17 protein-coding genes and 1 pseudogene are annotated in these 19,567 nt (G+C 69.8%); 7 read left to right on the forward strand and 11 right to left on the reverse strand.

Annotation, left to right across the window (positions count from 1 at the left end):
• Nucleotides 1-1,008 (forward strand): annotated as a pseudogene (locus KUTG_RS37700) (hypothetical protein); the annotation flags it as partial.
• A 34-nt stretch (nt 1,009-1,042) separates the two neighbouring features.
• Nucleotides 1,043-2,242 (forward strand): D-alanyl-D-alanine carboxypeptidase family protein, encoded by a 1,200-nt coding sequence (locus KUTG_RS37705; protein WP_052395853.1) that lies wholly within the window; start codon nt 1,043-1,045, stop codon nt 2,240-2,242.
• A gap of 119 nt (nt 2,243-2,361) precedes the next feature.
• On the opposite strand, the gene KUTG_RS37710 is transcribed toward KUTG_RS37705, so the two are convergent.
• Nucleotides 2,362-2,802 (reverse strand): PP2C family protein-serine/threonine phosphatase, encoded by a 441-nt coding sequence (locus KUTG_RS37710; RefSeq protein WP_043723760.1) that lies wholly within the window; start codon nt 2,800-2,802, stop codon nt 2,362-2,364.
• Nucleotides 2,803-3,065: 263 nt separating this feature from the next.
• The gene (locus tag KUTG_RS54350; protein ID WP_052395854.1) at nt 3,066-4,232 is read right to left on the reverse strand and encodes a PP2C family protein-serine/threonine phosphatase; all 1,167 of its coding nucleotides are present in this window, start codon (nt 4,230-4,232) and stop codon (nt 3,066-3,068) included.
• A 219-nt stretch (nt 4,233-4,451) separates the two neighbouring features.
• Here KUTG_RS54350 and KUTG_RS37720 point away from each other — a divergent pair, with 219 nt between their 5' ends.
• Together KUTG_RS37720 and KUTG_RS37725 are read left to right on the forward strand one after the other, a co-directional pair.
• A complete protein-coding gene (locus KUTG_RS37720) occupies nt 4,452-8,543 on the forward strand; it encodes a HAMP domain-containing protein (protein WP_052395855.1) in 4,092 nt (1,363 codons plus the stop codon).
• A 31-nt stretch (nt 8,544-8,574) separates the two neighbouring features.
• Entirely contained in the window at nt 8,575-9,105 is a 531-nt protein-coding gene (locus KUTG_RS37725) for a hypothetical protein (protein WP_043723764.1), read from the forward strand.
• 133 nt (nt 9,106-9,238) lie between these two features.
• On the opposite strand, the gene KUTG_RS37730 is transcribed toward KUTG_RS37725, so the two are convergent.
• The 6 genes from KUTG_RS37730 to KUTG_RS37755 form a co-directional block, all read right to left on the reverse strand.
• Nucleotides 9,239-9,649, reverse strand: a complete 411-nt coding sequence (locus KUTG_RS37730; protein ID WP_198047437.1) for an FKBP-type peptidyl-prolyl cis-trans isomerase — start codon at nt 9,647-9,649, stop codon at nt 9,239-9,241.
• A gap of 45 nt (nt 9,650-9,694) precedes the next feature.
• Nucleotides 9,695-10,096 (reverse strand): hypothetical protein, encoded by a 402-nt coding sequence (locus KUTG_RS37735; RefSeq protein ID WP_043723766.1) that lies wholly within the window; start codon nt 10,094-10,096, stop codon nt 9,695-9,697.
• A gap of 76 nt (nt 10,097-10,172) precedes the next feature.
• Nucleotides 10,173-10,802 (reverse strand): response regulator, encoded by a 630-nt coding sequence (locus tag KUTG_RS37740; RefSeq protein ID WP_043723768.1) that lies wholly within the window; start codon nt 10,800-10,802, stop codon nt 10,173-10,175.
• Entirely contained in the window at nt 10,795-11,946 is a 1,152-nt protein-coding gene (locus KUTG_RS37745; RefSeq protein WP_043723769.1) for a sensor histidine kinase, read from the reverse strand. The genes KUTG_RS37740 and KUTG_RS37745 overlap by 8 nt, the downstream gene beginning before the upstream one ends.
• A 6-nt stretch (nt 11,947-11,952) precedes the next feature.
• Nucleotides 11,953-12,669 carry an ABC transporter permease gene (locus KUTG_RS37750; protein WP_043723771.1) on the reverse strand — a complete coding sequence of 239 codons (717 nt, stop codon included), beginning with the start codon at nt 12,667-12,669 and terminating at the stop codon, nt 11,953-11,955.
• Between the two features lie 94 nt (nt 12,670-12,763).
• Nucleotides 12,764-13,678: an ABC transporter ATP-binding protein gene (locus KUTG_RS37755; RefSeq protein ID WP_043732004.1), complete on the reverse strand. Its 915-nt coding sequence runs from the start codon at nt 13,676-13,678 to the stop codon at nt 12,764-12,766.
• Nucleotides 13,679-13,833: 155 nt separating this feature from the next.
• On the opposite strand from KUTG_RS37755, the gene KUTG_RS37760 reads away from it, so the two are divergent.
• Entirely contained in the window at nt 13,834-14,232 is a 399-nt protein-coding gene (locus KUTG_RS37760) for a DUF4383 domain-containing protein (RefSeq protein WP_043723773.1), read from the forward strand.
• Nucleotides 14,233-14,310: 78 nt separating this feature from the next.
• Here KUTG_RS37760 and KUTG_RS37765 read toward each other — a convergent pair whose 3' ends face one another.
• Nucleotides 14,311-14,601, reverse strand: a complete 291-nt coding sequence (locus KUTG_RS37765) for a hypothetical protein (RefSeq protein WP_043723774.1) — start codon at nt 14,599-14,601, stop codon at nt 14,311-14,313.
• A 408-nt stretch (nt 14,602-15,009) separates the two neighbouring features.
• Here KUTG_RS37765 and KUTG_RS37770 point away from each other — a divergent pair, with 408 nt between their 5' ends.
• A complete protein-coding gene (locus KUTG_RS37770) occupies nt 15,010-15,450 on the forward strand; it encodes a L,D-transpeptidase (protein WP_043723780.1) in 441 nt (146 codons plus the stop codon).
• A 61-nt stretch (nt 15,451-15,511) separates the two neighbouring features.
• Here KUTG_RS37770 and KUTG_RS64340 read toward each other — a convergent pair whose 3' ends face one another.
• Nucleotides 15,512-18,457 carry a S53 family peptidase gene (locus KUTG_RS64340; RefSeq protein WP_052395856.1) on the reverse strand — a complete coding sequence of 982 codons (2,946 nt, stop codon included), beginning with the start codon at nt 18,455-18,457 and terminating at the stop codon, nt 15,512-15,514.
• Between the two features lie 311 nt (nt 18,458-18,768).
• On the opposite strand from KUTG_RS64340, the gene KUTG_RS59395 reads away from it, so the two are divergent.
• Complete coding sequence (locus tag KUTG_RS59395; protein ID WP_157495047.1) at nt 18,769-18,927, forward strand: hypothetical protein; 159 nt, start codon at nt 18,769-18,771, stop codon at nt 18,925-18,927.
• Here the strand turns inward: KUTG_RS59395 and KUTG_RS37780 are convergent.
• Complete coding sequence (locus KUTG_RS37780) at nt 18,890-19,390, reverse strand: Uma2 family endonuclease (protein WP_232241180.1); 501 nt, start codon at nt 19,388-19,390, stop codon at nt 18,890-18,892. The two genes, KUTG_RS59395 and KUTG_RS37780, sit on opposite strands and share 38 nt — an antisense overlap.
• Between the last annotated feature and the right edge of the window lie 177 nt (nt 19,391-19,567).

Genomic DNA, 19,567 nt, shown 5'->3' on the forward strand with positions numbered 1-19,567 from the left:
GTGGCGTTCGCGCGGGAGATCGCCGGCCGGGTCAACGCGGTCGCGGTCAGCAGCGTGTTCGCCGCCGTGGCCCCCGGGCACGAGCTGGCGGCGGCCGGGCTGTTGCGAGCGGAGCTCGGTGATTCGGTGCCGATCCTGCTGTCGCACGAGATGGGCGGCTCCGGCTTGCTGGAGCGGGAGAACGCGACCGTGTTGCAGGCGGCGCTGATCCGGCGGGCGTGGGGCGCGGCGCACCGCCTGCGTCGGTCGCTGGTCGACGTGGGCCTGTCGCACGCGGAGCCGTTCCTCGCCCGTAACGACGGCTCGATCATGACCGTCGACTACGCGCTCACGCGGCCGCTGCTGATGCATGGCGCCGCTGCGGCGGTTGGTGCCCGGGGTGCGGCGCTGCTGGCCGGTGAGTCGGAAGCGTTGGTGGCCTTCACCAACGTGGAGGGCGAGCCGACGGCCGTGTGCTCGGTGACCGCCGGTTCGGCCGAGCTGGCCGCTGGCTCCACGGTGATTGCCGGTGTGCAGACAGGTTTGCGGACCGTGGCGCTCGTGCCGACGACGCCGCCGATCGGCGGGACCGGGTGCGGCCAGGCGCAGCTGTCCGAGGCCGTCGACCGGGCCAAGAGCTCGCCGCGCGACCTGCCGCTGCTGGTGATCGGCCCGGGCGCGGAGAAGCTCGTGGACACGCTGCCGGGGCCGTTGCCGGGCACCACGCTCGTGTGCTGCCCGCCGCGTGCTGATGCCGCCGCGGCGGTGGGCGTGGCGGTCGCGCCGGTCAGCGGTGAGGCCGTGCGCATGTTCAGCGCCAACAGCCCGCACGGCGACGACATCCGTCACCGCGTGATGGAGCAGGCCCGTGCCGCGGCCGTGCATGCGGGGGCGGATCCGGCCACGGTGGCGGTCACCGACGTCGAGGAATCGACGGTGCCGCATGTGAGTGAGCCCACGGTGTCGCTGCGCGCACGCGCGGAGGGACCGCCACGAGTTGGCTGGCGCCGCACGTACGAGCGCAGTTGACCCGGCGCGACCGGAAATCCGGCTAGGCTGCCCTGTGCCTCGACGACTGCTGCGTTTGCTGGTTGCCCTTTTCGTGCTGATCTGCACGGTTACGGCGCCGACAGCGGCCGCCGACCCGGCGGGCTGCGCTTACCGGAACGCTCCGCCCCCGCCCGTCGACTCGTCCGAGAACCCGGTCCCCGGCCAGCAGCCGCCGACCCCGCTGGCGCTGCCGTCGCAGCCCGTCGGCGGCTCTCGGATGGCCGAGTGCGGGCCGGTGATCCCGCCCGGCGCGGCCGGTGCGCCGGCCAACCAGTTCGAGTCGTGGGTGCTGGCCGACCTGGACACCGGGCAGGTGCTCGCCGCCCAGGACCCCCACGCCCGCCAGCGTCCCGCGTCGCTGATCAAGGTGCTGCTGGCCCTGGTCGTGATGCGTGAGCTGAAGATGGACACCCTCGTCACCGGCACCTGGGACGACGCCAACCAGGACGGCACCCGCGTCGGCATGGGGCCCGAGGGCAAGTACACCAACGACCAGATCTTCCACGCGCTGCTCATGCACTCCGGCAACGACTGCGCGTACGCCTTCGCCACGCAGCTCGGCGGGGCCGACAAGGCTGTGGCCAAGATGAACGCCCTCGCCCACAGCGTCGGCGCCCTGGACACCCGCACCGCCACGCCGTCCGGTCTCGACGGCCCAGGCATGGTGTCCTCGGCCTACGACCTGGCCTTGCTGTTCCGTCTGGCCATGCAGGACAAGCGTTTCGCCGACGCCGTGTCCACCCAGCAGATCCAGTTCCCCGGCTGGCAGGACAAGCCCGGCTTCGTCGTCGGCAACGACAACCCGTTGCTGTACAACTACGACGGCGACCTCGGCGGCAAGACCGGCTACACCGACGACGCCCTGCACACCTACATCAACGCCGCCCAGCGAGGCGGCACCCGCATCGTCTTCGTCGGCATGCGCGGCACAATGAGCCCGGTGACGGCCATGTACTCCCAGTCCGTGCCGATGATGAACTACGGCTTCGACCTCAAGTCCTCGAAGGCCCAGCCCGTCGGCCAGCTCGTCGACGCCGACCCCACCGCGCGGCCGGCCGTCACCACCGCCACCCCGCCCCCGGCCGACGCCCAGCACCTGACCACCCTGCCGGACAGCCACTTCACCCTCACCGCCGCGCTGGCGGTGCTGGCCCTGCTCCTGGTCATCGCCGCCGTGATCTACGTAGGCATCCGCCGCCGCCGCATCGGCTGAACCCCCGCGAGTCACGCTCTCAGACACACCGAAATACGGTTTCGGGCAGAACAGCGCCTTCGGTCTCAGGTCTGCTCGAAACCGTATTTCGCACTGCCGGAGAGCGTGACTCGCGGGGGTTAGATGGCTTGTAGGGCAAGGAGGGCTACGTCGTCGTGGTCGCGGCCGGCCAGCCAGTCGTCGAGGCGGTGTTCGACGTGGCGGGTGAGGTCGGCGGCGGGCATGCCGGCGCCGGCGCCGAGGGCCTCGGTGAGGCGGTGGGCGCCGTACTGCTCGCGGCCGTCGCTGCCGCCGCGGGCCTCGGTGACTCCGTCGCTGTAGAGCAGGCAGACGTCCCCGGCCGACAGGGTGACGGTGGCCTCGCCGAAGTGGGGATCGGGCAGCACACCGACGAGGGTGCCGGGCACGGCGATCTCCTCGACGACGCCGGAGGCGCGCAGCACGAGCGGCGAGGGATGGCCGCCGGAGGCCAGGCGCACCCGGACGGCGCCGGAGTCGAGGCGTTCCAGCGCGCCGGCTTGTCGAGTCAGATGGCTGTACCTGAGCTGGACTGGGGCCAATCCGTGTCCAGCACATGGAGCTATACGACGGCCTGGAGGTTAAAGCGACCCCGTCTTTCTATGTGTTATCTGGGCCACGTGCTTTCCTTGCAAGTCACCATAAACAGAGATGGGCTCGGGCGATCGTTCAAGGTCCCCATGCAGAGATCTCCAGTGATGGCACCGTACTGGTACCACCCTGGGGCTTCCGCTCCAATCGTCACTAAGCGGATAGGACATCATTACGGTTCGCAAAGCTAGCGAAACATAAGTCAGCGACCACACTACGCGCCCGTACTCAGCATGCAATTAGCTAAGGAAAGCCCTGAATTTGTGCCATACAGAACAGGCGGCCGAGGACGGTGCAGCAGCTTCGTGGGCTCGGTCTCGACCGGCCGAAGCGCCTCGACGGTGTGCCGGATACGGCCGGCCAGGGTCGCCGCCTCGACGCCGTTGCCGCAGACGTCGCCCAGCAGGAACAGGGCCCGGCCGTCGGAATCCGGGTACACGTCGTAGAAATCGCCGCCGACCCGGATGCCGCTGTGCGCCGGCCGGTAGCACGCCGACCACACGATGCCGGGCACCTCGGGCAGCGGCGAGGGCAGCAGGCTGGACTCCAGGGCCTCGGTGGCCCGGGCCTGTTCGCTGAACGAGTGCGCGGAACTCAGCGCGGCGGCCGCCCGTCCGGCGTAGTCGCGGACGATGTCCAGTTGTTCGTCACGAGAATCGTTGCTGGCCAACACCAACGCGCCGGCGTCGAGCCCCTCGTGCCGCAGCGGCACCACGACCACGCTGCCGGGATCGCCGAAATCGGGCTCCAGCAACCAGTCCAGCCGCGCGCCGGGCACGGGCTGCCCGGGCAGGGGCTTGGTCGCCGAACCCGAGAAAGCCTCGGCCAGCGACGTCACGGAGCGGAGCACGTGCTGGCCCATGCGACCGTGCTCGGTGTCGCCGCCGCGGCTGTACCGCCACCACTCGACCCGGCCGCGCTTGGCCGGCAGCACCACGGCGCAGCAGTCGGCCAGCGTCGGCACGGCCAGCTGCACGATGCTGCGCAGAGTCTGGTCCCGGCGCAGGGAACTGCCCAGCAGCCGGCTGCTGTTGACCAGAAACCGTGCCTGCGCGCACTTTTCGCACCACGGCTCGGCCGGCTCGGCCGAATCACCCTGCCAGGCCACGTGGTCTTCGTCCAATCGGGTGGGAATCCACCGCCATGGCACGCCCTGGCAGGTCGTCTCGACCTCGTTCTGCTCCGAACCGGTGAATCCGGCCACACCGGCCAATTCGACGCCGGGCCGCAGATCGGGGAACAGCTCCGCCGCACGGCGGCTCACCACCCGCACCAGGCGGCGGCCGTCGTGCACCACCACCGCCTTGTCGGCAGTGTCCAGCAGCGCCTGCCACACGGCGGCGTCGACGGTTTCCTGCCTGCTCAGGGGTATTCCGTCCACCCTCGTTCCGGTCGGTGCCGATCTGGTCGCGACCCATCTGGCCGGCTCGGGAATCCCGGGTGCGGAGTGCCGGTCGACCACCGCGCCACCTCCAGACTCCTGGCCGGTTTGCTTTCCAGACTAGCCCGGCGCACTCGGCTGCTCACCATTGCTCGTCTCATGGCAGGCTAGCGGTCACCGACACGCTAAACGATGGCAGCCGATTCGAGGGAGGCCGAGATGGACACCACCTCGCTGCCGGTCGGGACCAAGCAGTCCGCCGGCGAAGACGCGTTCCTTGACCGCCTGCTCAGCGCGATGCGCGACGTGCGGGACGGCAATTTCCGCCGACGGCTCACGCCGGTCGGCGACGGCACGGCCGCGCGCGTCGCCGAGGTCTTCAACGAGATCGTGGAACGCAACCAGGACCTGGTCGGGGAGCTTTCCACGCTGCGCGGCGGGGTGGGCGAGCGCCTGTCGACCGAGCCGTTCGCCGGCGGCTGGGCGGTGGCCCGCCAGTCGGTGAACCTGGTGCTGGAGGACCTGCTCTACCCGACCACGGAGCTCAGCCGCGTGCTCGCGGCCGTCGCCGAGGGCGACCTGTCGCAGCGAATGTCCTCGCACCGCAACGGACAACCGCTGCGCGGCGAGGCCGCTCAGCTCTGCGGAACGGTCAACGGACTACTCGAGCAACTTTCCGTGTTTGCCGAGCAGGTGACGCGGGTAGCCCGTCAGGTGGGCACCGAGGGCAAGCTCGGTGGCCAGGCCGTCGTACCCGGAGTAGCCGGAATCTGGAGGGACCTCACCGACAACGTGAACCTGATGGCGGGCAACCTGACCGCCCAGGTTCGGGATATCGCCCAGGTGACGACGGCGGTGGCCGACGGCGACCTGAGCCGCAAGATCACGGTCGAGGTCTCCGGCGAGATGCTCGGCCTGAAGAACACCGTGAACACCATGGTGGACCAGCTTTCCGCGCTGGCCGACGAGGTCACCCGCGTCGCCCGCGAGGTCGGCACCGAGGGCATTCTCGGCGGCCAGGCCACGGTTCCCGGTGTCGCGGGCATCTGGCGCGACCTCACCGCGAACGTGAACTTCATGGCGGCCAACCTGACTTCGCAGGTGCGATCCATCGCCCAGGTGACGACGGCGGTGGCCAAGGGCGATCTGTCGCAGAAGATCACTGTGGACGCGCAGGGCGAGATCCTGGAGCTGAAGAACACTGTCAACACGATGGTGGACCAGCTTTCCTCGTTCGCGGCGGAGGTCACGCTGGTGGCCCGCGAGGTCGGCGGCGAGGGACGGCTGGGCGGTCAGGCGACGGTTCCCGGTGTCGCGGGAACCTGGCGCGACCTCACCGACTCGGTGAACTTCATGGCCGGCAACCTGACTTCGCAGGTGCGGTCCATCGCTCAGGTGACGACGGCGGTGGCCAAGGGCGATCTGTCGCAGAAGATCACCGTCGACGCGCGCGGCGAGATCCTGGAGCTGAAGAACACCATCAACACCATGGTGGACCAGCTGTCCGCCTTCGCCGACGAGGTCACCCGTGTGGCCCGCGAGGTCGGCACTGAGGGCAAGCTGGGCGGCCAGGCCACGGTGCGCGGCGTCGCCGGCACGTGGAAGGACCTGACCGACAACGTCAACGTCATGGCCCACAACCTGACCGGGCAGGTGCGCTCGATCGCCCGCGTGGCAACGGCCGTGGCCGACGGCGACCTGTCGAAGAAGATCGTCGTCGAAGCGGCCGGCGAAGTCGCGGCGCTGGCCGCCACCATCAACGGCATGGTGGACACGCTGCGGGCGTTCGCCGACGAGGTCACGCGTGTCGCCCGTGAGGTCGGTACCGAAGGAATGCTGGGCGGTCAGGCCCGGGTGCCCGGTGTCGCCGGCACGTGGAAGGACCTGACCGACAACGTCAACTTCATGGCCGACAACCTGACGTCCCAGGTCCGCAACATCGCCCAGGTCACCACCGCCGTCGCGCGCGGCGACCTGTCGAAGAAGATCGACGTCGACGCGCGGGGCGAGATCCTGGAGCTGAAGAACACCGTCAACACGATGGTGGACCAGCTGTCCGGCTTCGCCGACGAGGTCACGCGCGTGGCCCGTGAGGTCGGCACCGAGGGCCAGTTGGGCGGCCAGGCCGAGGTGGTCGGCGTGACCGGAGCGTGGAAGCGGCTCACCGAAAGTGTGAACGAGCTGGCCGGCAACCTGACCACGCAGGTGCGGGCCATCGCGGCGGTGGCCACGGCGGTGACGGCGGGCGACCTGACCCGGCAGATCACCGTGCAGGCCCGCGGCGAGATGGCCGATCTGAAGGACAACATCAACCGGATGATCGGCAACCTGATGGAGACCACCACGGCCAACCGGGAACAGGACTGGCTCAAGACCAACCTGGCCCGGCTGTCCGGTCTCATGCAGGGCCAGCGCGACGTCGTCGAGCTGGCGTCGCTGATGATGAGCGAGCTGGCGCCGCTGGTTTCCGCGCAGCAGGGCCTGTTCTTCCTGGTCGACGACGACGAGCTGAGCCGCGCCGCCGGCTACGGCGTGTCGGCCGACGGCCGCCGGCCGCGGTTCGCGCTGGGCGAGTCGCTGGTCGGGCAGGCCGCCGTGGAGAAGAAGACGATCCGCATGTCGGCCGCCCCGCCCGGCTACATCCAGATCACCTCGGGCCTGGGCGCCGCGCCGCCGTCCGACGTGATCGTGCTGCCGGTGCTGTTCGAGGGCAAGGTGCTCGGCGTCATCGAGCTGGCCTCGGTCGGCCGGTTCACCGAGGTGCACCGCGACCTGCTGGAGCAGCTCAAGGAGACCATCGGCGTCACCGTCAACACGATCCAGGCCAGTTCCCGCACGGACGCGCTGCTGCTGGAGTCGCAGCGGCTGGCCCAGGAGCTGCGGGCGCGGTCCGAGCAGCTGCAGGCCCAGCAGGAGGAGCTCCAGCGGTCCAACGCCGAGCTGGCCGAGAAGGCCGCGCTGCTGGCCCGGCAGAACAGCGACATCGAGCTCAAGAACACCGAGATCGAGCAGGGCCGCCAGGAGCTGGAGGAACGCGCCCAGCAGCTGGCGCTGGCCTCGCGCTACAAGTCCGAGTTCATGGCCAACATGTCGCACGAGCTGCGCACGCCCCTCAACAGCCTGCTCATCCTGGCCAAGCTGATGGCCGACAACCTCGAACGCAACCTGTCCGACAAGCAGGTCGAGTTCGCGCGCACCATCCACGCCGCCGGCAGCGACCTGCTCCAGCTGATCAACGACATCCTGGACCTGGCCAAGGTCGAGGCCGGGCACCTCCAGCTGGAGCAGACCACGGTGTCGGTCGTCGACCTCGTGGACTACGTCGAGAAGCTGTGCCGGCCGCTGACCGGGCAGAAGGGCCTCGACTTCTCGGTGGCCGTGGACACCGACGTGCCCGACGAACTGCACACCGACGTGCAGCGGCTCCAGCAGATCCTGCGCAACCTGCTGTCCAACGCGGTGAAGTTCACCCAGGAGGGCAGCATCCGGCTGACCATCAAGCAGATCCCGGCCACCCAGGTGCGGCGGTCCACGCTGCGCGGCGCCCCGGCCCGGATCGCCTTCGCCGTCGAGGACACCGGTATCGGCATCCCGGCCGACAAGCTCGGCGTCATCTTCGAGGCGTTCCAGCAGGCCGACGGCACCACCAGCCGCAAGTACGGCGGCACCGGCCTGGGCCTGTCGATCAGCCGGGAGCTCACCCACCTGCTCGGCGGCGAGCTCCAGGTGCGCAGCACCCCGGGCCAGGGCAGCGCCTTCGTGCTGTGCCTGCCGGTGACGCCGCCGCCCGCGCTGCTGGCCGCCGCCTCCGACCTGCCCGAGGTCGCCGAGCTGGAGGAGTCCGTGCTGCTCGACGACCCCATCCCGACCGTGACCACACTGTCGTCGACCGCGCCGCGGTTCCACGGCGAGAAGGTGCTCATCGTCGACGACGACCTGCGCAACGTGTTCGCCCTGAGCACCGTGCTGGAGCTGCACGGGCTGCACGTGGTGTTCGCCGACAACGGCATCTCCGGCATCCGGGCGCTGGAGCAGTACGACGACATCGCGCTCGTGCTGATGGACATCATGATGCCCGAGCTGGACGGCAACGCGACCATGGCCGCGATCCGGGACATGTCCGCCCACGCCGACCTGCCGGTGATCGCCGTGACCGCGAAGGCCATGAAGGGGGACCGGGAGAAGAGCCTGGCCTCCGGGGCCAACGACTACGTGACCAAGCCGGTCGACACCGACCTGCTGCTCAACCTGATCGGGGCATATCTGGACTACGACGTCGACGAGTCCGAAGATCAGCAGCAGGACGCGTGACAGCCGCTGCCGCGGTGCCTAGGGTCGTGGCGTGGGCGCCAGCCGGCCGGTCTTGCTGCTGGACGTGGACGGGCCGCTGAACCCGTACATGGCCAAGGCCCACCGGCGGCCGGTCGGTTACACCACGTATCGGACCAAACCCAGAACGTGGATCGCCGCCAACCGGCACCGGCCCGAGGCCTTCGTGCGGCCGCTGCGGGTGTGGCTCAACGTCACGCACGGGGAGCGGCTGATGGGGCTGCCCTACGAGCTCGTGTGGGCCACGACCTGGAAGGACGAGGCCAACGAGTGGATCGGGCCGCCGCTGCACCTGCCCGAGCTGCCCTGGCTGGACTGGCCCCTTGAGCACTTCGAGGACCCCGCCGGCATCCACTGGAAGACCCGGCACATCGTCGACTGGGCCGCCGGGCGGCCGTTCGCCTGGGTCGACGACGAGATCACGCCGGCCGACCGGGAGTGGGTCGCCACGCACCACGAGGGCCAGGCCCTGCTGCACTGGGTCGACCCCCGCCTCGGCCTGCGCGACGAGGACTTCGAGGCTTTGCGCCAGTGGGCGGCCTGATGCGGTGGTTCTGATGCAGGGAAGACGAGCTGGGCGAGCCCGACGCCCGTGCGTGATACAACCGCACGTGCAAATGGGGAATGCTCTTATGCAAAGCTAGCAACGAACCGCGTAGTCTAGGGACGCCGCACTCTCAGCTTGATTTGTGACGCTGTATCAGGCCAATCTGGTGCCAACCTTGTCGTCTAGGACACTCCGTTACGATGACGACTTTGGGCACCGCTAACCCCAAGGCGCCGCGGTCGCCGTAGCCCAGGTGCGGCGGGATGACCAGCTTGCGTCGGCCGCCGACCTTCATGCCGGCCACGCCGCGGTCCCAGCCGGCGATGACGCGGCCGCCGCCCAGCGGGAACTGGAACGCCTCGCCGCGGTCCCAGGACGCGTCGAACTGCTCACCGGTCGAGTGCGAGACACCGACGTAGTGCACGTTCACCAGCTGGCCGGCCGCGGCCTCCGGACCCTCACCCACGGTGATGTCCTCGATGACCAGGTCGGCCGGGGCGTCGCCGTCGTACGGTTCGACAAGGGGCTTTTCCAGCGCCATGGCGGAGCTCTCCTCACATGTTTCAGGTGCGCTCCACCCTATCGGTCACCGGGTCAGCCACTGCACGTCCCGCAGCCAGGGCAGGGTGATGATCAGGATCACCATCAGCAGCACCACGGCCCCGACGACGCTCAGCTGGCGGCGCATCAGCAGCTCGCCCGAGCGGTGCGTGTTCCGCGCCGGCTCCTCGTCGCGGATCTCCACCGCCCGCTCCGGCCGGAGGCCCGTGGTCAGCCAGAACACCAGGCCCATGATCGCCGCGAGGCCCATCACCAGGTCCCCGACGGGCCCGCCGAACGCCACGAAGGCGAGGCCCACGACCGGCACGGCCAGATAAGCCACTGCCAGCGGCTGTTTCGGCGGCGGCAGCGTCAGCCAGACCCGGATCGCCGCGCCGCCCCAGAGGACGACCGTGGCCACCGTGAGCATGAAGACCAGCGTTGGCATGGCGCCACCCCCTCGGTCGACCATACGACGATCCGCCGCCGGTCAGGAGTGGTCGGAAGCGGTATTGCCGGTCAGTTCACCGCAGCAACCCCCGGGCGAAGGCCGTGGCCACGGCCGCCGCGCGGTCGGAGACGCCGAGCTTGGCGTAGAGGTGCAGCAGGTGGGTCTTGACCGTGGCCTCGCTGATGAACAGCTTGGCGGCGGCCTCGCGGTTGGTCGCGCCCTTGGCGATCAGGCCCAGGACCTCCAGCTCACGCTTGCTGAGGTCGTCCTTGGCCGGGGCGCGGACCTGGCCGAGCAGCTTGGTCGCCACGGTGGGGGACAGCACCGCCTCGCCGCGGGCGGCGGCGCGCACCGCGCGGAGCAGCTCGGCCCGCGGCGTGTCCTTGAGCAGGTAGCCCGTGGCTCCCGCCTCGACGGCCGGCAGCACGTCGCTGTCGGTGTCGTAAGTGGTGAGGACCAGGACCCTGGCCCGCACTGCTAGCGCCGCTAGCTTTCGTATCGCCGCTACGCCGTCCATACCGGGCATGCGGAGGTCCATCAGCACCACATCCGGGTCCAGGGCCTGGGCATAGGCCACCGCCTCGGCCCCGTCGGCCGCTTCCCCGACCACCTCGAACTCGGGATCGCCGGCGAACATGCCGAGCAGCCCGTTGCGCACCACCGGGTGGTCGTCGACGATCAGCAGCCGGATCGGGTCACTCACCGGGCACACTCGCCGAGATCGCCGTGCCGCCGCCCGGCTCCGACTCGACGGCCAGGGCCCCGCCGACGCCGTCCAGCCGCTGTCGCATGATGGTCAACCCGAATCCTCCGCTCGGCCCCGCTGCCGCGGCGGTCGCCCCGGACCACTCATCCCGGTCGTTGACGAAGCCGCGGCCGTCGTCGCGGACGTCGAGCACCACCTGGTCGTCCAAATAGGACAATGTCACCCCGACCCGGGAGGCCTTGGCGTGCTTGGCGATGTTGGCCAGCGCCTCCTGGGCCACCCGGAACAGGGCCACCTCCCGGTCGGGCGTCACGGGCCGCGGCTCGCCCTCCGTCGACATTGTCGCCGGCACGCCGCTGTCCCGCGACCAGCCCTGCGCCAGTTCCGCCACCGCGTCGACCAATCTGTTGCCCTCCAACGGTTCCGGCCGCAGCGCCTGCACGGATCGGCGCGCCTGGGTGAGGCTCTCCCGAGCCAGCCGGGTCGCCCGCTCCACGTGCGAGTGGTCGCCGGTCTGTTCGGCGGCCTGCAACTGGGTGATGATGCCGGCCAGGCCCTGGGCCAGCGTGTCGTGGATCTCCCGGGCCATCCGCTGCCGCTCGTCCAGCACGCCGGCCTCCCTGGCCTGCACGAGCAGCTGTTCGTGCAGGCCGGTGTTCTCGGCCAGCGCCGCGGCCAGCTCCTCGCTGGTGCGCTGGTGCTTCTCGGTCTGCCGGCCCACCGCGACGCCGGCCCACACCATCGGCACCATCACGTTGACCAGCACCACCCAGCTCGGCGAGTCCGGCCCCTGCACCAGCACGGTCAGCGCGGTCTGGGCGCCGAAACCGACGGCGATCCAGCGCGGCGGCAGCAGCCCGAGCGCCTGCCCGAAGCCGATGGCGCCGAACACCGAGTACCAGGAGTTGGCCCACACCAGCGCGACGATCAGCGCCAGCAACACGACGTAGTACAGGACCCGCTGCCGTGGCAGGCCCCGCACCGTCCACAACAGCCACAGCGCCGCCGCCCCGGCCAGCGCGAGCGTGACCGGGACGGACTGGTGCGTGTCGTTCATCGGCACGGTCAGCGCGAGCAGCGTGGAGACGGCCAGCAGGGCGTAACTGCTCACCCGGAAGATCAGCCGGTCGTTCTCGGTCATGGCGCGCTACTCCCAGCGGAACAGCCGGGCCGCGGCCAGCCCGAACACGACCGTGATGGTAGCCAGCACGGCCAGATGCAGCAGCTGCGGGAACTGACCGTTCCACGAGTCGCGCACGGCCTGCATGGTCGCGCCCAGCGGCATGAAGTCGCCGATCCGATTCAGGAAGCCCGGCAGCGCCTCGCGCGGCGTGAAGACACCGCCGGTGAACATGTTGACGAAGAACAGCAGCATGCCGATGGCCGTGGCCATCCGGCCGGTCGGGGCGATCGCCGCCACCAGCAGGCCGACGGAGAACAGCGCCAGCGCCCCGAGCACGAAGGCCAGCGCGAAGCCGAGCGGCTGGGCCGGCAGCGGGAAGCCGATGAGCCGGCCGGCCACCACCACGACCGCCGCCATGACGACGGCCACCGCGCAGCTGACCAGCAGCTGTCCGATGAGGACCTTGGACGGGTGCACGGGCGTGGTGTAGAGCCGGCGCAGGATGCCCTTCTCCCGGTAGCCGGCCAGGATCGTGGGCAGCAGGTTGAGCGACAGGATGGCCAGCGAGAACGAGATGGCCAGGCCCGGGAAGTAGGTGTAGATCGGGTCGCCGCCGGGCGTGACGATCAGCCCGAACGACACCATGATCAGCAGCGGCAGGCCGAGCGTGGCCGCGACGGCGGCCGGCTCGCGCAGGTACAGGCGCAGTTCCGAGACGGCGATGCGAATCTGGGCGCTCATCGGGCTTCCTCCAGCGTGTGGTCGGTCGGTGCGGCGAAGGCGTAGCCCAGGTACAGGCGCAGTTCCGAGGCGGCGTTGTGGCTCAGTTCGGTGCTCATCGCACTTCCTCCATCTTGCGGCCCGTCAGGGCGACGAAGGCGTCGTCGAGGCTGGCCTGCTCCAGACGCAGGTCGGCGGCGACGATCCGGTGCCGGGCCAGCACGGAGGTGACGGCCTGGAGCACGTCGCCGGTGCCGGTGATCTCCAGCTGCGGGCCGACCTGGCGCACCGACGTGACCTCGGGCAGGTCGGTGAGCAGGCCGTCCGGCACGGGCACGCTCGGCCGGAACCGGATGCGCTGCTCGGCGGCCACCTTCGACACCAGCCCGGCCGGCGTGTCCAGCGCCACGACGTGGCCGCGGTCGATCACGGCGATCCGGTCGCACAGACGTTCGGCCTCGGCCATGAAGTGCGTGACGAGCAACACGGTGACGCCCTGGCCGCGGATGTCCTCGACCAGGCCCCAGGTGTCCCGGCGGGCCTGCGGATCCAGCCCGGTCGTGAGCTCGTCCAGCACGGCGATCTCGGGCTTGCCGACCAGCGCCAGCGCGATGAACAGGCGCTGCTTCTGGCCGCCTGACAGCTTGCCGAACGGGCTGTTGGCCTTGTCGGCCAGACCCCAGTCGTCCAGCAGCCGCCGCCAGTCCATCGGGTCGGCGTAGAAGGAGCTGTAGAGCTGCAAGGCCTCCCGGACGCGCATCTTCTCGGGCAGCTGGCTCTCCTGGAACTGCACGCCGATGCGGGTGCGCAGGGCGTCGTGGTCGCGGTGCGGGTCCAAACCGAGCACCCGTACGGCGCCGGCGTCGGGCACCCGCAGGCCCTCGACGCATTCCACGGTGGTGGTCTTGCCGGCCCCGTTCGGGCCGAGCACGCCGAAGATCTCGCCTCGTTCGACGGTGAACGACACGTCGTCGACGGCGACGTGATCCCGATAACGTTTGCGGAGGTGCTCCACCTCGATGACTGCCATGGGAAAAGCGTCGCCGGGCAGGCCCTTTCGCGGGATCGACCGGGCGATCACACCGGGGTCAACCGATCGGTGGATGGTGGGGTCGGCACGAGCGCCCGCGCCGACTGTGCGAGGATCCCGCCCGAGATCCACTGACGTTCCGAAAGGCGGAGGAGATGGTCGACCACTCGCGCGTGCCGCGACTGATCTTCGCGGTGCTGGGCGTGCTCGTCGCCGTCATCGGCGTCGTGGGGCTGGCTTCCGGCGGCGGCTCGCTCGGCGACGTCACGCCGACCGCGCACGTCATCGGCCTGGCGCTGAGCCCGGTGCACAGCCTGCTGCTGGTGATCTTCGGCGTGATCGGCGCGCTGGCGTCGTTCGTGCGCAGGCTGACCGCGAGCTGGGCGTTGCTCCAGTTCGCCGTGTTCTCGGGCTTGTTCGCCTACGGCGTGGCGGTGCCGGACTCGCTCGGCCTGAACCTGGCCGACCACATCCTGCACCTCGTAGTGATCACGGTCAGCGTCACCTGCGCGCTGCTGGTGGCCGCCCCGTTCATGGGCTCCGACCGGCACTGACCTTCAGACACGCGTAACGCCACGTGCGGCGGCCGTGATGGCCGCGCACGTGGCGTTCGCACGTTCTCCCCTGCTACGTCACACGGCGGTCGGCGGCTGCTGACTGGCCAGCGTGAACGTCGGGTTGCCCTGGTCGTCGACGTTGGCGTCCAGCACCTTGTCGTCCAGGTAGGCCGCGGCGGAGTCATCGAGAAACAGCCTCGCGCCGTCGCCCGCGATCACCCGGTCCGCGTCGTCGGGCTGGGGAGCAAGCGCGAGCGCGAGACGGCCGTTCTGGTTGGCGATGCGCAACCCGGTGCCGTCGGGCACGCCGTCGTCGCTGGTCAGACCGCGCACGACCTCCACGGCGGTCGGCGTGAGCGTGAGCATGGATTCTCCGTTCGACGTCGGTTCCGTTGAAGTGGCCACGCTAGCCCGGACCGCCCAACGGCGCAGCCCCGCTCGGGTGAATGTCCTTAGTGGACCTCTGAACCACAGTGGTCAAAGCACTTGACGCAGTCGGGAAAAATTTCTGGTTTGGCCGGCGGTGGCATGGGGCATACCAACTCCGGGTGCGGGAACAGATGTGGGCGTGCAGAGGTCGGGGATGCGCGCCCACATCGCCGCATGCGGCGATGTTCTTGGCACAGCGCGAATCGCGGCCACGCCCTCCGTGTCGAGTCCCGCGATGTGCTTGACGCGTCAGGATTTCGTCGCGCATCTGAAGACTTTTCGCCTTCTCTCGTTTTCCACCCGCGATCACGGGTAGCCGTACCGTGAGGACGGAGGCGAAAACTGATGACCACAACCGTGAAACTGGCTGCCGGCGCGGCAATCGCCGCTGGGTGTGCCGTCGGAGTGTTGGCGACGCCGGCTCAGGCCGCGCCGTCGAGCCCGTGTTCCGCGACCGCGCGGGCCTGCGTCGATCTCTCGTCGCAGCAGGCGTGGCTGATGCGCGGCGGAGTCGTGACCTACGGACCGGTGCCGGTCAAGACCGGCATGGCGAGCGCGCCGACGGATCCGGGCACCTTCCGCGTGACGTTCAAGGATCTGCACCACCGCAGCACCATCTTCAACAACGCGCCGATGCCCTATTCGGTGTTCTTCAACGGAGGCGACGCGTTCCACGAGGGTAGCCTGACCGACCCCTCGCACGGCTGCGTGCACCTCTCGGCCACCGCGGCCGCCACCTTCTACAGAAGCCTGACGCCGGGCGACGTGGTCCAGGTGGTCCGATAGTTTCCTGACGCGGGTGACGCCGGGGTCGGCGTCACCCGCGTTTTTCCTTACAGAGCCTTCCTTACAGGGCGCCGAGTCCGTTGGGTGTGCCGAGGCCGGTCGGGCCGTCGTACCCCTTGCCGGCGGTGCACAGGTAGTCGCCGCCGCAGTCCCAGTGCTTGTTGCTGCCGCTCGTCACGTCGTTGAGCGCGCTCGGGTGCTGGTAGATGTACTTGGCATTGGCCAACTTCGCCGAGTTGCCGGCCAGCACGACCATCGCCGCGATGATCGGCGAGGAGGCGCTGGTGCCGCCGGAGACGTACCAGTCGCCGCTGGAGTACACCGCCGGGCCGGTGGCCGGGTCGGCCACCGCGGAGATGTCGGCGATCGTCCGGTTAGGACAGTTCTTGTCCTTCTGCCACGACGGCTTGGCCACGTAGCCGGAACAGCCGGAGCCCGCGCCCTTCCACGCCGACTCGGTCCAGCCACGGGCGTTGCTCGCCTTGGTCAGGCTGGTGCCGCCGACCGCGATCACCGTGCTCAGCGAGGCCGGCCAGCTGGCCTCCTTGAAGCCGGCGTCACCGGTGGAGGCGGTGATCGCCACGCCCGGCTTGGTGAAGTCCTTGGCGTGGGCCATGTCCTCGGTGTCCTCGTCGCCGCCCCAGCTGTTGGACACGGCGGTCGCGCCCGAGCCGGTGGCGACCGTCTCGGCCTTGGCCAGGTCGACGGTGTCGGAGCTGGTGGACTCCACCAGCACGATGTGGCAGGCAGGGCAGACCGCGCTGACCATGTCCAGGTCCAGCGAGATCTCGTCGGTCCAGTCGTCCTCCGGGTCCACCGGCGGCAGCGGCGAGGACTTGCCGTCCTGGTTGAGGATCGTCAGGCAGCCGTTGGCGATGGTGCAGGCCGGCAGGCCGTACGTCTTGCGGTAGACGGCCAGATCGGCCTCGGCGGTGTCGTCGCCACCGTTGTCCACGATCGCGACGGTGCCGCCCTTGGCGTCGGCCGGGATGTTGTACGCCGACTTGATGTCGCCCGGGGACAGGCCGTCCGGCAGCTTGGTCGAAGAGGGCTGCCACTTGGCCGTGGCGGACAGGGCAAGGCAGCGGGCGTGGCCACGGGCGGCGTTGGCGCACACGGGATGCGCGTCGCCGGCGGCTTGGGTGTCCTCATTGGACTGTGCTGTGGCGATGCCGTTCGGGGCGTTGACCAGGGCCGCGTTGTGCACGGTCTCGTCCAGCGTGCTGCCGGCCTGGTCGACGGCGTGGAACCGCAACGCCAGGTAGCCGGGCTTGGCGCCGGCCGGCACGGTGAAGGCTCCGGTGGCGTGGTGACCGTCGGTCAGGGTGACGGTCGTCGGCTGCCACGTTGTGCCGTCGTCGTAGGAGACATCGGCGGTCGCCTTGGTGACGTCAGGGTCGGCGGTGCCGGACTGGTGGTGGAACGACAACGACACGGTGGCTTTGCCGGGCGCGATGCTGTCGTGCTTGTCCTGGCTGAAACCCGCGCCGGCGTACAGGATCGGCACGGGACCGGTCGATGTCGAGGAGTCGAAGCCCCAGGCGATCTGGGTGTGCGTGGACAGCGCGGTGACATTGGTGTCGTGCGTGGCGTCGATGTCGTAGACGTAGCGGTGCTTGCCGGCGGCCAACTGCTGATCGAACTCGTAGCCCTCGGTGCCGCCGCTGTAGATCTGCTTGCCGTCCTCGGACAGCGTGGTCGGGCCGTCGCTCCACTGCCCGATGTTGCCGGAGTAGTCGGTGTCCATCACGCCGACGCCGTGCAGCGTGTCCCCGTCACGGCAGAGGAAGCACGGACCGTCCACAGTCGACGGTGCCGGCGCGACTACGCCGCCGCGCCAGGCCAGCGACACGTGCTGGCCGGGCTTGACCGGCAGCACGCGGTCGAGGTTGGTGAAGGGCGCGCCGTTGGGGTTGAAGGTGGCCTCGTAGTCAAAGGAGGCGTCGGTGGACACGTAGTGCCGGTCGGCGCTCGGCGCCTTCACCGGCAGGTACGGGATGCTGGGCAGGGCCGGGTTGCCGGTGCCCTGGCCGTGCAGCGCGAAGTCGTCGAAGTAGATGGCGTCCTGGCTGGGCTGATCGGTCACGTAGGTGTTGTCGATCGTGGCCAGCGATGATGCCTTCACCGCGTAGGTCTGGTTCACGCCGATGGAGTCCGTCTTCGGCGTGGCCAGCGCGTAGCTGTACGGCGCGATGGCGGCGGCGGGGGAGGTGCGGCGGCTGGCGACCGAGTACTGGAGCGTGCCGTACTTCGCCTTGGCCGCCTGGCCGACGTAGAACCGCGTGCCTGCGAGGGCTCCGATGTCCAGTATGGCCAGCTTCGTGCCGACACCGCGGTTCCAGCCGACGACGGTGGCGCTGTCCACGCTGGGCAGCGGCGTCGTGAACGACACCGGCGACGCCTTGCGGCCGTCGAGGGCGACCGCGGCGCCGGCGGTCGGCACCGTGACGTCGGTGGCTGTCAGCAGTTCCGTCTCGGTCGGGTTGTCCTTGGTGTCGGTCTCGAACGCGGCGACGGCGACGCTGTAGTGCCCGGCCGGCACGGCGATCCTGGAGTCGCCGGTGAACATCAGGCCGTCCCACATGGCCCGGCCCGGATCGTCGGTGTTGATCACGACGACCTCGGCCGCCTGCACCGGCTTGCCCTCGTGGTCGAGTGCCGTGATGTGCAGCGGCGCCATCGCGTAGTTCGGGTGCGCGGCGGCTGGCTTCGCGCCGCCGATCTCGAAGGCGTCCAACGTGCTGATGTGCCCGATGGCGCTGGCCGGCACCACGGTCGGCCGACCGTCCAGCCACGTCGTGACGTTGGCCGCGCTGTGGCCGGGGGCCGGCAGGAAGTCGGCCCTGTCGCCGTGGATGCGCACGTGGTCGCCGGTGGGTAACGCGTAGACGCCGGGCTGCACGGCGGGGGTCGCGGCCTGGGCGGCCGGCGTGATCACGGCGGCGGCCGCGAGGACCAGTGGGGTGACGGCGAAGCCGGCTGTCAGCCGGCGTCCGGTGAAGCGCACGCGAGAACTCCGTCCTGTGGCGGTGTCATGACCGCTCGGGCGGGGCGGAGCCGCTGGCGAGCCGTTCTCACTTCTACGAGAGGTCGCGCCGATGCGTCAAGAGAGGGGACGGGCAACTGTGGCCGTACGACGCCAACAGAACGGGCAAACCGGGCACTGACATCCGATGTTCAGACCAATTCACGCACGTGACCGGGGTGATCGGTCCGGCCTAACCGGGCATCGGCCATTCGGCGACCACCGGCTGCCGGTCGTCGCGCCGGGGCCGGAACCGGCCGGAAACCAAGATCGCGATTGGCATCATGGACGGCATGGCAGCACAGCGCGACGCCGAGAAGCCGGCGCGCAAGATCATCCACCTGCACCGCATTTTCGACCGCAAAAACGATGCGGCGCAACGGGAACAGCGCCGACCCGAGGAAGCCGACGCCGTCACCGACCGTGCGGCGCGACCAGTTGGGCGGGACTGAGCAGCGCCGTGAACGGCTCGTGCACCTCGATGATCTCGTCACCGACCGCGGTCAGGATCTGGGTGTACACCCCGTCCCGCAGCGCGAGGCAGCGCAGCTCCGGCAGCCCCGGATCCACCAGCCAGTAGTTCGGGCAGCCGGCCTCCTGGTACTTGGCCCGCTTGAGTTTCAGGTCGACCAGCCGGGTGCTCGGCGACAGCACCTCCACCACCAGCTCCGGCACACCGGCCAGATGCGTCGTGGTGAAGTCCTCGCGCCGGCCGACCACCACGTCCGGGATGAACACGGTGTCGTCGGCCAGCACGACATCGACGGGGGCCGGCAGCACCTCCAGGTGCGCCGGGCAGTTCATCGTCAGCGCGATCAGCAGCCGCGCGACGATGCGCTGGTGCAGTGGACGGGGCGACGGGCTCATGACGAGCGTCCCGTCCACGAGTTCGTAGCGGTGCCCATCATCTGGCATCGCCTCCAGGTCCGCCCGCGTCAGCGGCCTACCGTGGGGAAATGCAGGAACGCCTCCCATGGTGAGCCTCCTGGTGCCGACGATCCACCCGCCCGGCAGCGTACCCGGGCCCGACCGAGGCGACTTCCGCGCGAAATCCTCCTGAACCGGCGGAGTTCACGACTTCGATTGGCACAG

Source organism: Kutzneria sp. 744 (genome assembly GCF_000568255.1).
Taxonomy (GTDB): Bacteria; Actinomycetota; Actinomycetes; order Mycobacteriales; family Pseudonocardiaceae; genus Kutzneria.